The sequence below is a fragment of the Vibrio sp. Vb1980 genome (assembly GCF_033338615.1).
Classification (GTDB): Bacteria; Pseudomonadota; Gammaproteobacteria; order Enterobacterales; family Vibrionaceae; genus Vibrio; species Vibrio alginolyticus.
This window is the reverse complement of the sequence record NZ_JAWOSZ010000014.1, coordinates 63,887-81,233: the sequence shown is the minus strand read 5'-3', so window position 1 is coordinate 81,233 and position 17,347 is coordinate 63,887. Positions and strand designations below refer to the sequence as shown.

Genomic DNA, 17,347 nt, shown 5'->3' with positions numbered 1-17,347 from the left:
AGCGCAGGTCTTCGATCTGCGCTTTTTTGTTCTCGTAAAACGAACATCGATAGGTCTTGTAACTAGTTTTTTGGAGTTGCAGACTTTGTCCCGTGATGTGTCGCTGTAGTGAAGCCGAAGTTGGTGATAAAATTCCCGACTTCAATCATTTTTGTTTCTTTGGAGCCTCCTTTGTCTAACCATCCGTTTACCCCTCAAGATGAATTGTTTATGCGCAGAGCGATGGAGCTTGCTGAGCAAGCAGAAGCTGAGGGGGAAGTACCTGTTGGCGCAGTGCTTGTCAAAGATGGTGAAATTATCGCTGAGGGGTGGAATCGCTCTATTGGTACTAATGACGCTACCGCACATGCTGAGATCCAAACGCTGCGTAAAGCAGGCCAAAAGCTAGAAAATTACCGCCTTCTGGATACGACGTTATATGTAACACTTGAGCCATGCCCAATGTGTGCCGGAGCCTTATTGCATAGCCGCGTTAAGCGGGTTGTTTTTGGAGCGCCAGATTTAAAAGCTGGAGCTGCAGGAACAGTGCTTAATTTGTTTGAAAGCCAAGCCGCTTACCATTACGCCTTAGTTGAAAAGGGGCTGCTAGAAGATGAGTGCCGCACTCAGCTACAAGCGTTTTTTAAGCGTCGCCGAAAGGAAATTAAAGCGAAGAAGCAAGCACAAAAAGCATTAGAAAATCGAGAGAGCGAGCAAGGTAGTGGGAGTAGTGAGGGCTAGCAAACACCTACAACGTGGTAGATGTTTGTTTGGACGCACTAGTGATTGACTAAATGTACAAAAACACGATTACGTGAACTTACTTTCTTTTTCATACATGTCAGTTTACGTTTACGTCGGATAGCAGCTACTGTGTTATTTAAACGCTTTGACTGCACTCTACGTCTTCTCATATTCAAAACCTCCTGCAGACAAGACTTATACCAGTAAAGCGCGGCTCATCGATGCTTGGCAATAGGCTCGATAATCGCACTAAACATTGTATGGTTTAAACGTTCTTCATTTGACTTCTGCATTGCACAGAGCCAGCAAACAATTTCAATACGATGCTTAATAATAGGAGTGACGTTATTTCGGCAGAGTGTAGCCGAAGGCGCCGCTTCATCAAGTGAGCTAAACCATGTGGTTACAAAGCAATCAGTTTTACTAACGATGAAGAAAAGGCGACCAACCAAAGGAATGGTTGAGTGTGGTTGGTGTCACTCAGAATATTGGATTCTAGATAAGTTTTCGTTAGGACTCAACAAAAATGACGAGCTTCATAGGCTCGTCATTTTTTAGTTTACCGCGGGTTTATTCTTCAATGCTTTCTTGTTCGGTGTCTTCTTCAACCGTGACGTCAGAAGCGCCAGAGACTTGTTCTACGACGGTCTCTACTGCGCCCGATATCAAAATGTCGGGGTTGAGCGGCGGAATCACTTGCAAGTCATCGCTATTCTCATCAATCGCTGGCTGTTGGCTGACATGACCAATGATGGATTGGTAGTAACGTCGAATATTTTCTACGTAATTACGCGCTTCATCGCCTCTGGCGTACCCATAGCGAGTTTGGCTGTAATAGCGCTTCTGACGAAGTAAAGGCAGCCTGTCTTTTACATCGGCCCAAGCGTTCGGATCGCCACCTTGTGCTTTGGTGAGTCGTCGTGCGTCCATCATGTGGCCGTAACCAATATTGTATGAAGCTAACGCAAACCATATTTTTTCATGCTCGTTAATGCTATCAGGCACGCGACTTACAATACGACGTAAGTACTCGACACCACCACGAACAGATTGCTCAGGGTCTAAACGGTTTGTTACCCCGACGCTTTTCGCTGTTGGCAGAGTCAGCATCATCATCCCCCTAACACCCGTTGGCGATTTTGCTGTTGGCTTCCAGTGTGATTCTTGATACGCCAATGCTGCAATTAAGCGCCAGTCGAACTCTTCGCTGTATTTTTGGAATAAAGGTGCCCATTTAGGCAATTTGTCATCCAGAGCTCGAATGAATGCGCGAGTATCAACGTAATCAAATGCCTCAATATGACCAATGTACTTTTCTTCGAGGGTGGACAGTTCTCCTGATTGTTTGATGTTACCGAAAAACTCTATCAGCATCGCATACAAACTTTCGTCTTCAGAACGTCGAGTAAACCAAGACACTGGTTGATCTTCTGTAAGTTCAAATGCGAGCGCAAGATCGGGGTAAAGGCGTTGAGCTAGGGAAAGTTCCACCGAATCAGTCACAGTAAAACGTAACTCACCCGTCGATACGTATTTGAGTAAGTCTCTCGTGTCAGCATCACCAACAATTTCAAACTGAAGTTCTGGATACTGCTTCTTTAACGCTGTTAGGGTCGGAACATATTGCGATTGTTCAACGATCTTTAATGTTTGCGCTCCTGCATTTGTATCTTCGTCGGACTCGTCGTCTTTCGAGGCTTGGTATTCAATGAGTTGTTCGATATCACGTGGTCGAAGTTGCCCTTTTTTATATACCACTTGTTGGCTTACATAATAATAGGCAGGGCCTGGTCTAAATCGTTTGACTGCTTGTGACGTTTGATTTAAACCCGTAGCGATGATATCGATATCTCCTTTCTTAAGAGCAGGAAAAAGCTCAGCCTGGCGAAAGGCTGGTTTAATCTCGAGTTTGACGCCGAGCTGCTCCGCAAACTGACGCGCCAATTCGTAATCCAACCCTGCGGGACCATCGGGTCCTATGTAGTAGGAAAGCTGATTGTTTAGCGTGCCAACACGAAGCACACCACGTTCTTGAATTTTTTCAAATTCACTTTTGGGCTCCGACTCAATCTGGCAAGCAGAGAGCAAAAGAACAGAAACTAAAATTAGAGCACTGCGCTTGAGCCGGTTGAAGTGACTTATTTGCATTAATAGGTACATCTTGGAAAATTTCTATTTGCCTTTATATCAAAGCGAGCTCATGGGGCAAAGTGAATCACACACTTATAACGTGACATTGTGTGTTTTATCGACATTTTAGTTGTAATTCAAATTTGACAAAAAAAATGACGCAAACGGTTGCTTTTGGTGTTACATCACAAAAACAATTACTATATAATGCGCTCGCAATGACGAGGTGGAATCGGCATAGGTTCGACAGGGCTTATTTTAAGTGTCTGAATTTATTCCAATATCACCTTAATCAATTGCATAAGAGACCTAAGCACATGAGAATTTTGCGTGGCTCCCCAGCTCTTTCTGAGTTTCGTGTTAATAAACTACTGGAACTTTGTCGTGAACAAGATCTGCCTGTAACTGGTATTTATGCCGAGTTTATGCACTTTGCCGATCTAAAGTCAGACCTTGATGACCAAGAGTTAGAAAAACTTGAAAAGTTACTAACTTACGGCCCAACCATCGAAGAGCATGAGCCTGAAGGTCTTCTACTTCTTGTCACGCCTCGTCCTGGCACTATCTCGCCTTGGTCTTCTAAATCTACCGATATCGCTGTTAACTGTGGTCTGGATAAAGTGAAACGTCTAGAGCGTGGTACGGCTTATTATGTCGAATCTTCAGTTGTTCTATCAGAAGCTCAAGCTGACGCTGTTAAAGCGTTAATTCACGACCGCATGATGGAAACAGTATTCACAGCATTTGAAGCCGCATCAGCATTATTTACTGTTGCAGAGCCTAAGCCTGTCGCACATGTTGATATCTTAGCTGGCGGTCGTCTTGCGCTTGAAGAGGCAAACGTTTCCCTTGGCTTGGCACTCGCAGAAGATGAAATTGATTACTTGGTAGAGAACTTTACTAAGCTTGGGCGTAACCCAAACGACATTGAATTGATGATGTTTGCTCAGGCGAACTCAGAGCATTGTCGCCACAAAATTTTTAACGCAGATTGGACTATCGACGGGGTAGATCAACCTAAGTCTTTGTTCAAAATGATCAAAAACACTTTTGAAACGACACCTGACTATGTGCTGTCTGCATACAAAGACAACGCAGCCGTTATGACAGGTTCTAAAGCGGGGCGTTTCTTCCCTGACCCTAAATCTCGTCAATACACGTACCACCATGAAGATACGCACATCTTGATGAAGGTAGAAACGCACAACCACCCAACGGCAATCTCTCCGTGGCCGGGCGCATCGACTGGCTCAGGCGGTGAAATCCGTGACGAAGGCGCGACGGGTATCGGCGGTAAGCCAAAAGCGGGTCTGGTTGGTTTTACAACCTCTAACTTACGTATTCCTGGTTTTGAACAGCCATGGGAAACCGACTTCGGTAAGCCGGGTCGTATTGTAAATGCGTTAGACATCATGCTTGAAGGTCCTCTAGGAGGCGCGGCATTCAACAACGAATTTGGTCGTCCAAATCTATTGGGTTACTTCCGTACTTACGAAGAAAAAGTCACTTCTCATGCGGGTGAAGAAATTCGTGGTTACCACAAACCAATCATGATTGCTGGTGGTATGGGTAACATCCGAGATGAACACGTACAGAAGAAAGAGATTCCAGTGGGTGCGAGCCTAATCGTACTTGGTGGTCCGGCAATGAACATCGGTCTTGGTGGTGGCGCGGCGTCCTCAATGGCATCTGGTCAGTCAGCAGAAGATCTGGACTTCGCTTCAGTACAGCGTGAAAACCCAGAGATGGAACGTCGCTGTCAGGAAGTGATCGACCGTTGTTGGCAGTTAGGCGACGACAACCCAATCGCATTTATCCATGATGTGGGTGCAGGCGGTATCTCTAACGCATTGCCTGAACTTGTCGACGACGGTGAGCGTGGCGGTAAGTTCCAATTACGCGATGTACCAAACGATGAGCCGGGCATGAGCCCACTGGAAATCTGGTGTAACGAATCACAGGAACGTTACGTTCTAGCGGTAGCGCCAGAAAACATGGAAGCATTCGACGCCATCTGTAAGCGTGAACGCGCACCGTATGCAGTGGTGGGTGTGGCGACAGAAGAGCGTCATCTAACGCTAGAAGATTCTCACTTCGACAATACGCCAATCGATATGCCAATGGATATCCTGCTTGGTAAGCCACCGAAGATGCACCGTGACGCAACCACACTAAAAGTGGAAAGCCCTGCCATTGTTCGTGATGGTATTGAGCTTAATGAAGCGGTGGATCGCGTACTTCGTCTTCCTGCTGTTGCAGAAAAAACATTCCTAATTACTATCGGTGACCGAACAGTAACGGGTCTGGTTGCTCGTGATCAAATGGTTGGTCCTTGGCAGGTACCAGTAGCAAACTGCGCAGTAACAGCGGCAAGCTACGACACTTACCATGGCGAAGCAATGTCGATGGGTGAGCGCACGCCAGTGGCATTACTAGACTTTGGAGCATCGGCTCGCCTAGCCGTTGGTGAGTCACTAACGAACATTGCGGCAACAGACATCGGTGATATTAAACACATTAAACTGTCTGCGAACTGGATGTCTCCAGCGGGTCACCCAGGTGAAGATGCGGGTCTTTACGAAGCAGTGAAAGCGGTTGGTGAAGAATTGTGTCCTGCGTTAGGTTTGACTATCCCAGTAGGTAAAGACTCCATGTCGATGAAAACCAAGTGGGAAGAAAACGGCGAGAGCAAAGAAGTCACTTCTCCACTGTCGTTAGTTATCACGGCATTTGGTCGTGTGGAAGACGTACGTAAGACCGTGACTCCACAACTACGCACTGACAACGGAAAGACTTCTCTAGTTCTTGTTGACTTGGGTAACGGCAAAAACCGCTTAGGTGCGACAGCATTGGCACAAGTATACAAACAGCTGGGTGACAAACCTGCTGACGTAGATAATGCAGAGCAGCTAAAAGGCTTCTTTGATGCAATGCAAGCGTTAGTACGTGATGACAAGCTAGTGGCTTACCACGATAAAGGCGACGGCGGTCTTTTTGTTACACTGGCTGAGATGGCATTCGCGGGCCACTGTGGCGTAAAAGCGAACATCGCAGAGCTGGGTGATGATGCGCTAGCCGTTCTATTTAACGAAGAGCTAGGTGCGGTTGTTCAAGTTAAGAATGATGATCTAGATTCAGTTCTATCTACTCTGGCGGCAAACGGCTTAGAGGCATGCTCACATGTGATTGGTTCTGTTGAAGCTTCAGACGACTTTGTTATCACTTCTGGTGATGCAGTTGTGCTTGAACGTTCACGTACCGAACTACGCGTTATCTGGGCTGAAACAACGCATAAGATGCAAAGCCTACGTGATAACCCAGCGTGTGCAGACCAAGAGCACGAAGCTAAGAAAGACAACTCTGACCCGGGTCTAAACGTTAAGCTCAGCTTCGACGTAAATGAAGACGTTGCAGCACCGTACATTGCGAAAGGTGCTAAACCTAAGATGGCAATTCTACGTGAGCAGGGCGTTAACTCCCACGTCGAAATGGCAGCAGCGTTTGACAGAGCAGGCTTTGAAGCAACCGACATCCATATGAGCGATATCCTAACAGGCCAAGCGGTACTGGATGAATACCATGGCCTAGTAGCTTGTGGTGGCTTCTCTTACGGCGACGTACTAGGTGCGGGTGAAGGTTGGGCTAAGTCTATCCTGTTTAACGCACAAGCTCGTGAACAGTTCCAAGCCTTCTTCAACCGTGAAGAGACGTTCTCTTTAGGTGTATGTAACGGTTGTCAGATGCTATCAAACCTGAAAGAGCTGATCCCAGGTGCAGACTTGTGGCCACGTTTTGTGCGCAACGAATCTGAGCGTTTTGAAGCGCGCTTTAGTCTAGTTGAAGTTCAGAAATCTGATTCTGTATTCTTCGACGGCATGGCTGGTTCGCGTATGCCAATCGCGGTTTCCCACGGAGAAGGACGTGTAGAAGTACGTGATGCAGAGCACCTAGCAGCGATTGATGCATCAGGTACGGTTGCGGTTCGTTACGTGGATAACCTCGGTAACCCAACACAACAATACCCGAACAACCCGAATGGTTCGCCAAACGCGATTACCGGTTTAACAACAGCAGACGGTCGCGTAACTATCATGATGCCTCACCCAGAGCGCGTATTCCGCACAGTTGCAAATTCTTGGGCTCCGGAAGGTTGGGGTGAAAATGGCGCTTGGATGCGTATGTTCCAAAATGCCCGTAAGAATATCGGTTAATTAACCAAAGGTTAATGTAGCTTAAGTAAAGCGTTGGTTGAGAGACCAGCGCTTTCTTTTTTCTTATCACTCTTTTTTTCTTCGTCGCTCTTTCTAGTGACTTGGCGAAACGTTGCTTTGTTCTGCCTCTTCTTTGTCATCTATTATCTAGCGTAAAAAACTTGCAGCGTTTAGATTACTTTTATGCTCTAATACCGCGCTTACCAAGGGATGGTGTTAAACAGCTCAGCTTAGATGGAGTTATCAAGTTGACCGAATCCCTGATTGATCCCTAAATCCCTTAGGAAATGAAAGAAATGTCTAAGAATCCAAAATTTGCTATCCGCGTCACTGAAAAACGTAACGGCTGGAGCGCAGAAATCACTCGCCAAGTGACATCTCGTAAGACTGTAGTATCAAAGCGTGAAACAGGCTTTGACAGCGAAGAGAAAGCACAAGCTTGGGCTGAACAAGAACTGGCTGGATTTATCCAAAACCAAGTGGTTCGTAACGAGCGTAAAGCAGCGCAACGTCAAGAGCGTGAAGCAGAACAACTAGCGGCAAAAGTTCGTAAAGAAGAAGCCCGCAAAGCACGTGAAACCGAAGTAGACACTGACGAAGAATAAGTTTAAATCGGTGAGATGGTGACGTTACCCATCAAACAAATAGTGAAAATGCCCTGAGTTTTGTCTCAGGGCATTTTTTATTTATATCGGCTAAAAACAATCCGATGATACGGACAGGCTAAACGTGCCGTCTTCAGGGGCTGCAAATTGTTTATTGCCAGGAAGAAGGTGAGGGTTATTAGCATAAGTGCGATGTGTCGATTTGACCTTTGCAGAATGTCTTTCCGGTAAATCAAAGTGTTGTAAGCCGTCAGATAGATCGTTTGCTTCACCGTAGTCGAAATGTGTTGCGACGTCTTTGGGCTGCTTGGCGTAACGACAGTGATCCGGCTTACCATCTTCGTGCCAAGTTAAAGAGTTAGTTTTTGCATCTAGATTCAGGTTATTTGCTGTTGGCTGTGCGTAAAAATCTTCTGAAACTTGGTGCTTGCTTTGTTCTTTTAAGTAGTCTGCAATGTTCTCAGAAGCTTGCGCTAGGCTACCTACAGGGAAGAAGCAAATCAGAAGAAGCCGTGTTTTTAGATTGTTCATAATGTGTATGCAAGAAAAAGGAAATGATAATACTGATAAATAAAACGGCGTGCAATTATGGCCATTGGATACGATATAACAGGGCAGTTAATGTCTGCCCTGCATCTTTTAGGTATGGTTAGTATTGATAAGTGAGGTGCAGTTTGACTTCGCGACCAGGCGAAGGCACGCCATTAGATAGGTATGCTTCGTAGTAACGATCGGTTAAGTTTTTCACAACCGCGCCAACGCTCAAGCCTTCGACTTGTTGTATTTCCCAAACCACGTAAGCGTTTTGTAGCGTGTATTGCTCACTTGGCGATTTCACTTTTAAATTATTACCGCTTGCCTTGGTTTTGGTTTGCGCATCATACCAACGGACTTCCCAGCCCGTACGTAAACCAGGAATCCATTCGTAACCTAAACCCAGATTAATGTTTAATGGCGGTACATCAGGATGATCATCATCTGAACCTGTAGAGTCAGATAGGCTACCTTTGTTTTTGCCGCGAATGTAACTTGCTGAGAAATTACTGTAGAAATCTTCAATCCGGTATTGTGAAATTAGCTCAAAGCCATAGTTTTTAAAGCCATCTAGGTTTGTATTCCAGCTTTGTAACTCAGTAGTATTTTTGTCGAGGTTTTCGCCCGTTCGTATATCAACTGTGTCGCTAACATCGTTATAGAACATAGTTAACTCTGTTGCGAGGTTATCGCGAGAGTTCACCAGCCCTTCCGTTAAGTTGATAACGCTTGCTTGATAAGCATGGATACGAGACACGTCCAGATTCAAAGCAGTAGCCGTAGCGGTAGCTCGCGCATATTGCACTGAGTAGATGTTATCAACGGTTGGTGCTTTTAAAGCGTAGGCGTAGGAGGCGTTTAAACGCGTATTATTGCTCGCATCAAAGTCGATATCCAAACGTGGGCTAAAGCCTTTATGCGTCGTTTCACCGTAGTTATGTCCGGCAGCTGGATCATTATAATCCGGCGCAGCGTTCCCTTTTCCTTCACTCTTGATGTATTCGTAACGCAGAGAAGGTGTGATTGTTAGGCGGTTTGTTGCTTGATAGTGATCAGCAATGTAAGCGGCATAAATTGACTGCGTGCCAGATGGTTCGTAGTAAGGGGTGTACCAACCGTAATTTTTTGCTTCATTACTGTCGTATGATGCGTTGAATACTAACGAGTCTCTATCGGTTTTTTGATATTGAAGCCCAGTGATTAGAGTGTGGTCTCCGAATTGTGCTTGGTTAAACACATCAACGTAGTCACGCTCGTAACTCAGCCATGACTCATGACCGTAACTGCCAACAGAAACGAACATTTTCTCGAATGCTACGTCAGGGCGAACCCAATGACGATCGTTTTCGGAACGTGCCATTTTGATATTGAAATCAATATACGGGTTAGTCGGCATGTAGTGGTAAGAGATGGTCGTGGTGTTGTCCGTGTATTTGTTATCGACGGTGTAAGCGTATTGGGCTTTTTCTAATGAGCCGTATTTCTTGATATTGTATTCGGTGATGTTAGGCATTTTTCCGCGGCGGTTAGCCCAAGGTTTACGACCTTCATCTTTGTAGCGAGTATGGCTAATTTCAAACTCGTGATCGTTATTTTCATAACCGACCTTTACGAGCATGTTTTCTTGCTCATAACCTGAGTAATCCAGCGTTTCACCACCTCCGACTTTAATGTCATCAGAATCTTTTACCGAGCCATTCGCTAGAAAATAAAAACCAGTATCGTTTTTACCATAGAGTGTTAGCGTGTAGGCGTTCTCATCGCCGTTGGTGTTGTATGCACTTGAGATGCGAGCACCAAAGTTTCTTTCGCCGTACAGGAGATCATCGACACTTTTGGTTTTAATGCGAATGGAGCCACCAAACTTCCCGTTGAGTGCTCGATAGTCGTGCGCGCCCTTGATAATTTCTGCTTCGCCAATTAAGAACGGATCAAAAAAGAAGGTACCGTAGCGGTATTGTTGAAAGCCAATTGGAGCGCCATCGACAAACACGGCGATATCGCTTGGATCATCAAAACCACGAATGTTAATACGTTCGCCACCAGAACGACCGCCACCATCTATTGATGCACCGGGAACGGCATCGATCATTGAGGCAAAATTAGAGTACTGTTGCTCTTCAATCTCTGACCAATTAATGGTGGTTTGCGCAGGCTCAGCAATGGTAATAGGTTTGGCATAACGAACGCCTATGACTTCAAGCTCTTCATTTGGCGCTGTCTCGGCATATGAATAAAGAGGGAAGAGCAAAGCCAGTGAAATGAGATTTACTTTGAGTGGATGACTTTTTAATCGTTTCATATTGATGATTTATAGTGTTTTTATGAAGCTCGGATTATAAGAACATTATCACGATTAATAAATGATAATGATATTAATTATCAAATGTGTTTTTGCGACGGATTGTAAAGTTTTTTATCCATTCGTGGAAACTACGATAAGTATCGTTAGCGTACATAAAACAAAAAGCCCAGCATCATGGACGCTGAGCTTATTGGCTTTAAACAAGATAGTGCGAGCACTGTTGCTCCTTTTGAGCTAATCAGGCGCCTACTTGGTAGGAATTACTGAGTTTCTAACGGTATCTGTCCGGTGGTCAGCGGCTCGGCATCGAATTCAGTGAGGCCTTCAATATAGCTTTCGACTGCTTGCTCTAAAGCATTATCACCTTGGTTAAAATAGGCAAGGTGGAAAATTGCATCGCCTTCGTTCACCAATGGTAATGTTTGTTGACCGATAACCAAACCACGCTTCGGGGCTTTTAGTTCTATCTCGTCATGACCAAGAGGAGAGCTAATATAAGCGAGCGTTTCACCCTGTTCTACTTTGTCTCCCAGATTAACGACAGTACGCAAAATGCCGTTACCTGACGCGCGAACCCAGCTGGTGGACTTCGCTATGATAGGCTCAGGCAGCTTTTTCCTGCTCGCTCGCAACATACCAATGGCTTGCATTACGCGCCGAACCCCGAGTACACCAGCGCTGATCGAAAGTGGATCAAAACGCAATGCTTCGCCAGCTTCGTAGGTGAGCACTGGAATATCGCATTTTTCTGCTTCACTGCGTAAAGAGCCATCACGCAATGCTGAATCAACAATCACTGGCGTTGCAAATGCTTGAGCAATACGCAGAGTTTCTGAGTTGCTTAAGTTTGCGCGGATCTGTGGCAAGTTCGTGCGATGAATGGCCCCTGTGTGTAGATCCAAAATGTAGTCACAACGCTTGGCAATGTTGTTAAAGAACCCGTGTGCCATACGAGATGCAAGTGCGCCTTTTTCACTGCCAGGAAAGCAACGGTTGAGATCTCGTCGGTCGGGCAAGTAACGAGATTTATGGATGAAACCAAAAACGTTAACGATAGGTACTGCAATGACAGTGCCTTTCAGTTTTTGTGGATCCAGTTGGTTAATGATCTGACGAACGATTTCTACGCCATTAAGCTCATCACCATGGATAGCGGCATTCACCATTAACACTGGTCCTTCTTGTTTCCCATGGATGATTTCCACAGGAATAGATAAAGGCGAATGTGTATATAGCTTCGCTGCTTCAAATTCGATCTCTAATCGTTGTCCTGGTTGTATTTGATGTCCTAAGAGCTCAAATACTTTGCTTTTTTTACTTCTGGCCATAAACCATCTCTGTCAAATGCGTCATCAGCAATGTAACAATTGCTGCAAAATCGCACTAATCATTCTCATTAAGGACACGACAAATTACTTTAATCGTCATGCGTGAAATTTTGGTATGTGTGAAGTTTTTGTTTTCAATATGATCTTTTCTATCAGTTTAATACATAACAAGACATAGAGAAGAGTGCGCAATAATAGCCTTAAAAAATGTGACTGTATTAAAAATAATACTGTTCATGGAGGACAAAAAAACGGACTTTTAACCCTACTTTTTATCCGATAATATCCGCGCCGAATTTGAGGTTTCACACTTTCTAACTAGAGGTTTTGATGAAAAAGGCAATTGCTAAAATTGGTGCATTGACTGCGGTAGCAGTTTCACTTTCAGGTTGCGTAGGTAGTAATGCCGTGACAGGTTATGTTATGGGGTTTAACTTGAAAGCTGTTGACAACCGTTACGCTCGAGGTGGTCTAAATATGCTTTTAGCGCCTGTTTATGGTGTCGCGATCGCAGCGGATTATATCGTGTTTAACTCTCTAGAATTTTGGACGGGTAAGAACCCGTTAAATGGTAAGCCACATATCTTCGATACAAAGGTAGATACTTACATTGATGTCAATCACCAGTTAGATAAGTCGTTAACGACGGCACCAATCGCACCATTAGCGGATAACCGTGTCATTGAGCAGGGGCGAATGCAGCAAATCGATGAGAACACTGTTCAAATGGATATTACTTACAGTAACGGTGAAAAGGCGACACTCATGGGTGTACGCGATGGTGAGTTTGTTACTTACTACATTGATGGTGAAGTTGCTGCACAAACCTCAATGGATGAATTAGCCGCTTACGCGCAAAACCGTGTGTAGTTGGGTTCAACTAAACCAAAAAAAGGGTGCCGTATGGCACCCTTTGTCATTTTTCGTGATTGAATTATGCTTTCTCTGGAATCGCTTCTAAAAGCGCGACCATCTGATCCCAGTACAACTGAACAGTATCAATCTTCACTTTCTCATCTGGAGAGTGAGGGAATTTTATTGTTGGACCGAAAGAAACCATATCCATGTGTGGGTATGGTTCTTTAAATAGGCCACACTCAAGACCAGCATGGATGACCATGATGTTCGGCTTATGACCGTAAATGCCTTCATACATATCACGGAAAATTGCCATGATCTCGGAATCTGCATCTGGCTTCCAGCCAGGGTAAGCGCCTGAGAACTGAATTTGTGCGCCTGCTAGCTCAGTAATCGAGCGCAGCATGCTTTCCACTTGGCTACGGCCAGAGTCAATGAGAGAACGAATCAAGCAAAGCACGGTGACTTTATTTTCTTCTGTGCTGATCACACCAACGTTTAGAGAAGTTTCAACAACGCCTTCCACCTCATCACTCATACGGATTACGCCGTTTGGACAAGCGTTAAGTGCCGCAATGAATCGTTGCTGATCGGCGATTGAAAATACTTGCGCGTCAGTCGTGATCGCTTCATTAAAGGTTACGATACCTGTTTCGATTTTACCCAATTCAGTTTTAAGCAGCTCAGTGTAGTGGTTGAACAGCTCAGCAAGTTTGTCTTGGTTTTCGACAGGAAGCGCGACAGTAACAAACGCTTCGCGAGGGATTGCATTACGTAAGCTACCACCACGGAATTCGACTAAACGTAAATCAAGCTCTTGAGCATGACCGGCAAGGAAACGACCAAGTAATTTGTTGGCATTACCGCGACCTGTGTGAATGTCACAACCTGAGTGACCACCTTTTAGGCCTTTCAGCGTCAGTTGGCGTGTTACAAAACCTGCAGGCGTTGATTCTCGAGAAATATCGAAAGTCATGGTGCCATCAACGCCACCTGCACAACCCATGTAGACTTCGCCTTCTTGCTCAGAGTCTGTATTTAGAAGAATCTCACCCTCTAACCAACCAGCTTCAAGGCCAAATGCGCCAGTCATGCCTGCTTCTTCATCAATCGTCAGCAGAACTTCGAGTGGACCGTGCTTAATATCTTTAGATACCAATACAGCAAGGCAAGAAGCCATACCAATACCGTTATCTGCACCAAGCGTCGTGCCTTTCGCAGTTACCCATTCGCCATCGATGTAAGGTTGGATTGGATCTTTGGTGAAGTCGTGTTCAGTGTCTTCGTTTTTCTGCGGCACCATGTCGATGTGTGCTTGAAGTACAACAGCCTTCTTATTCTCCATTCCTGGTGTCGCGGGCTTTTTGATGAACACGTTACCGGTTGGATCACGGCGAACGTCAAAGCCTTGCTCTGTTGCCCAGTTGATAATGTACTGTGCTAATGCTTCTTCATGTTTCGATGGATGAGGGATAGAACAAATCTTATCGAAAAACTGCCAAAGTGGAGCAGGTGATAAGGTACTGATCTCAGAATGGAACTCAGACACGGAGGACTCCTTTTGATGTGCTTTGCCAAATATATACCGTAAAAATGTTGTCAAGGTAGCATTAAATGCTAGACGATTTGGCCTTCAAATTGCCGTTAGCATACCACCAGATAAGGAGTACGAGTAGTCGCGATCACAAGGATTTCTCTCAGAACTGTCACAGTTTGTGAATACAATAACAAGCACTATGTGTTCTCTATCATACATTCTGAAAGTGGCTTTATTTTTTAATTCATAAAATTGTAATTTAATTACATATAAACTTTGATAAAGGTCAATTTGTGTATTTTTTGTGATTCCAATCACTAAAATGCTTGTAATTAAATTTCTTGGTGGTATATTTGTAACCAGCTTCTGAGAGAAGAATGAAATGCTCAAAGGATGAGTCCGTTTTATCGCCTCCAAGGAACCGAGAAATCAACGAATGTTTAATTGATTTAAAAGGTGATAGTTATGAAAGGTTTACCAAGTACAATGTTCTGGAATAGCAAGTCTGTTTACACCGGTAACTTTGTATACCCAACAAGCTTTGGCTACTAAGTGAAGTCAACGCATGTGACTCGAACAGTTTGTTCACCCCTATAAATTGGAATTTTTTTTCAGTGATAGTGCTGACATGATTCACCGCCACCCAAATTGGGTGGCGTTTTTTTATCTCTATTTTCTCTTCCTGACTCACTTATTGCCATCAAAGCCTTCTTCTATTCCCCATTCTTCGGTTTTATCGACTTTTCCATCAAATCTGTTAGATACCATGTTTAAAATGGGCCTTTTTCATCTGAAAGTTTAGTACATTGCTCAGTTTTTATTCTCTTTTAGAGAACTGTGTTATCTGGGTTACCTATTGTTTTATAAGAATATATTTCTTTACTTGCTTTGATGGGTTAGAGAATGTGTTTCATATCCAAAGAAAAAAAACGCATTAGAGTGAAGATTCTATCTAGAATTTGCTATTTGATAACTTTATAATTCCCGCCAATCGATTACGCAACCGTTTACTTTTTACCTTTACAGGATTCGATCATGCTCGAGAGGCTTTTTAAACTCAGTGAAAATGGCACAAATGTGCGCACTGAGATCATTGCAGGTGTTACGACCTTCCTAACTATGGCTTACATTATTTTTGTAAACCCAGCGATCCTGTCGGATACCGGTATGGACCGTGGCGCCATTTTTGTCGCAACTTGTCTTGCTGCCGCAATCGGCTGTTTTATCATGGGATTTGTTGCCAATTACCCAATCGCACAGGCACCAGGAATGGGCCTGAACGCATTTTTTACTTACTCTGTTGTATTAGGAATGGGTTATACGTGGCAAGTTGCGTTGGCGGCTGTATTTGTTTCTGGCCTTCTGTTCATTCTTTTAAGCGTATTTAAGATCCGTGAGTGGATTATTAACTCGATCCCGCATTCTCTACGAACAGGTATTTCAGCTGGTATTGGTCTTTTCTTAGCGTTTATCGCATTAAAAAATGCAGGTATCGTCGTTGATAACCCAGCGACATTAGTTTCTATGGGAGAGATCACATCATTGCCATCTGTATTGGCCGCGATTGGCTTCTTTCTTACGATTGCATTGGTTCACCGTGGTGTGAAAGGTGCGGTGATGATCGCCATTCTTGGCGTTACAGCGCTTGGTCTTCTATTTGGTGATGTGCAGTGGGGCGGTATTATGTCAACGCCACCAAGCATTGCGCCAACTTTCATGCAACTGGATTTCTCTGGTTTGTTTGAAGTAGGCATGATTTCCGTCGTATTTGCTTTCCTATTTGTCGATTTATTTGACACCGCAGGTACGCTCGTTGGCGTTTCTCAAAAAGCAGGTCTAACTGATGAGAATGGCAACATCCCTCGTTTAAACAAAGCGTTACTTGCTGACTCAACAGCAACGTCAGTAGGTGCATTACTTGGTACCTCTAACACGACATCTTATATTGAAAGCGTTTCTGGTGTGGCTGCGGGTGGGCGTACTGGTCTAACAGCCGTGGTTGTTGGTGTACTCTTCCTACTTGCTCTATTGTTCTCACCACTTGCGGGTATGATCCCTGCTTATGCAACGTCAGGTGCGCTATTCTATGTGGCGATCTTGATGCTGTCTGGGCTAGTAAGCATTGATTGGCGTGACCTAACTGAAGCGTCCCCAGTTGTTGTGACTTGTTTAGTTATGCCGCTAACATTCTCGATTGCAGAAGGTATCACGTTAGGCTTTATCGCATACGCGGCGATCAAGTTATTCAGCGGTAAGGGCCGTGAAGTGTCGATGAGTGTATGGGTGATGTCAGCCATCTTCATCGTTAAATACCTCGTCGGTTAATTTCTCGAGCAAAAAGCCAGTGTGGATTTATTCACGCTGGCTTTTTCTTTTTTACGTTGTTCACAGAAGACGGTTTTTCTGCGGAATAGGCAGAGAATTTTGATATCACCGTTGGTATTAGCGGTGTGTTTCGGTAGAATAATCGTTTGCGCAGCTTGAAATCCTCGTCTCCAAACATTTTGGAGAAGTTAGTGAGCATTCCGCTTTTGAGTGACTTCGCTAGATTTTGAGGATGCATATTTTCAAATTATTAGGTTATTACAATGAGTAAAAAATTCATTATCACTTGGGATGCAATGCAGACTTACTGCCGTGAACTGGCTGAAAAACAAATGCCAGCTGAGCAATGGAAAGGAATTTGGGCGGTAAGCCGCGGCGGTTTGGTTCCTGGCGCTATTTTGGCTCGTGAACTGGGTATTCGTTACGTTGATACAATCTGTATTTCAAGCTACGACCATGATCATCAGCGCGACATGACGGTACTAAAAGCACCTGAAGGTGATGGCGAAGGTTACCTAATCGTTGAAGACCTAGTAGACAGTGGTGATACAGCGCGCAAACTACGTGAGATGTATCCAAAAGCGAAAATGATCGCTGTGTGTGCGAAACCATCAGGCAAAGAGCTGCTGGATGATTACGTTGTAGATATTGCTCAAGACACTTGGATCGAGCAGCCTTGGGATATGTCAATCCAGTATGCTGAGCCAGTAAACCGCAAGCAAAAATAAGCGCGGTTAAAGAATATTGAGAAATGCCCCTTTATAGGGGCATTTTTTTTATTATGATATTAA

11 protein-coding genes are annotated in these 17,347 nt (G+C 44.5%); 6 read left to right on the top strand and 5 right to left on the bottom strand.

Going from position 1 to position 17,347, the window contains the following annotated elements:
* The first annotated feature begins 171 nt into the window (after positions 1-171).
* Positions 172-720 carry a tRNA adenosine(34) deaminase TadA gene (gene tadA / locus R7F64_RS18620; protein WP_025998702.1) on the top strand — a complete coding sequence of 183 codons (549 nt, stop codon included), beginning with the start codon at positions 172-174 and terminating at the stop codon, positions 718-720.
* A 573-nt stretch (positions 721-1,293) separates the two neighbouring features.
* Here tadA and mltF read toward each other — a convergent pair.
* Complete coding sequence (gene mltF, locus R7F64_RS18615; protein WP_031779069.1) at positions 1,294-2,871, bottom strand: membrane-bound lytic murein transglycosylase MltF; 1,578 nt, start codon at positions 2,869-2,871, stop codon at positions 1,294-1,296.
* Positions 2,872-3,170: 299 nt separating this feature from the next.
* Between mltF and purL the strand changes: the two genes are divergently transcribed.
* Together purL and R7F64_RS18605 are read left to right on the top strand one after the other, a co-directional pair.
* The gene (gene purL / locus R7F64_RS18610) at positions 3,171-7,064 is read left to right on the top strand and encodes a phosphoribosylformylglycinamidine synthase (RefSeq protein WP_318071971.1); all 3,894 of its coding nucleotides are present in this window, start codon (positions 3,171-3,173) and stop codon (positions 7,062-7,064) included.
* Between the two features lie 296 nt (positions 7,065-7,360).
* The gene (locus tag R7F64_RS18605; protein ID WP_025998700.1) at positions 7,361-7,669 is read left to right on the top strand and encodes a DUF3622 domain-containing protein; all 309 of its coding nucleotides are present in this window, start codon (positions 7,361-7,363) and stop codon (positions 7,667-7,669) included.
* A gap of 90 nt (positions 7,670-7,759) precedes the next feature.
* Here the strand turns inward: R7F64_RS18605 and R7F64_RS18600 are convergent, their stop codons facing one another.
* The 3 genes from R7F64_RS18600 to R7F64_RS18590 form a co-directional block, all read right to left on the bottom strand.
* The gene (locus R7F64_RS18600; RefSeq protein ID WP_054579043.1) at positions 7,760-8,200 is read right to left on the bottom strand and encodes a hypothetical protein; all 441 of its coding nucleotides are present in this window, start codon (positions 8,198-8,200) and stop codon (positions 7,760-7,762) included.
* 118 nt (positions 8,201-8,318) lie between these two features.
* Positions 8,319-10,505, bottom strand: a complete 2,187-nt coding sequence (locus R7F64_RS18595; RefSeq protein WP_318071970.1) for a TonB-dependent receptor domain-containing protein — start codon at positions 10,503-10,505, stop codon at positions 8,319-8,321.
* A gap of 263 nt (positions 10,506-10,768) precedes the next feature.
* A complete protein-coding gene (locus R7F64_RS18590; protein WP_017635689.1) occupies positions 10,769-11,836 on the bottom strand; it encodes a succinylglutamate desuccinylase/aspartoacylase family protein in 1,068 nt (355 codons plus the stop codon).
* Positions 11,837-12,166: 330 nt separating this feature from the next.
* On the opposite strand from R7F64_RS18590, the gene R7F64_RS18585 reads away from it, so the two are divergent.
* Complete coding sequence (locus R7F64_RS18585) at positions 12,167-12,706, top strand: DUF3332 domain-containing protein (protein WP_005381596.1); 540 nt, start codon at positions 12,167-12,169, stop codon at positions 12,704-12,706.
* A gap of 64 nt (positions 12,707-12,770) precedes the next feature.
* Here R7F64_RS18585 and R7F64_RS18580 read toward each other — a convergent pair whose 3' ends face one another.
* Positions 12,771-14,243 (bottom strand): aminoacyl-histidine dipeptidase, encoded by a 1,473-nt coding sequence (locus R7F64_RS18580; RefSeq protein WP_318071969.1) that lies wholly within the window; start codon positions 14,241-14,243, stop codon positions 12,771-12,773.
* Between the two features lie 1,023 nt (positions 14,244-15,266).
* On the opposite strand from R7F64_RS18580, the gene R7F64_RS18575 reads away from it, so the two are divergent.
* A complete protein-coding gene (locus R7F64_RS18575) occupies positions 15,267-16,556 on the top strand; it encodes an NCS2 family permease (RefSeq protein WP_005381592.1) in 1,290 nt (429 codons plus the stop codon).
* A 263-nt stretch (positions 16,557-16,819) separates the two neighbouring features.
* Positions 16,820-17,284, top strand: coding sequence for an oxytetracycline resistance phosphoribosyltransferase domain-containing protein Tet(34) (tet(34), locus tag R7F64_RS18570; protein ID WP_005381590.1), 465 nt, complete (start codon positions 16,820-16,822; stop codon positions 17,282-17,284).
* The last annotated feature ends 63 nt before the right edge of the window (positions 17,285-17,347 follow it).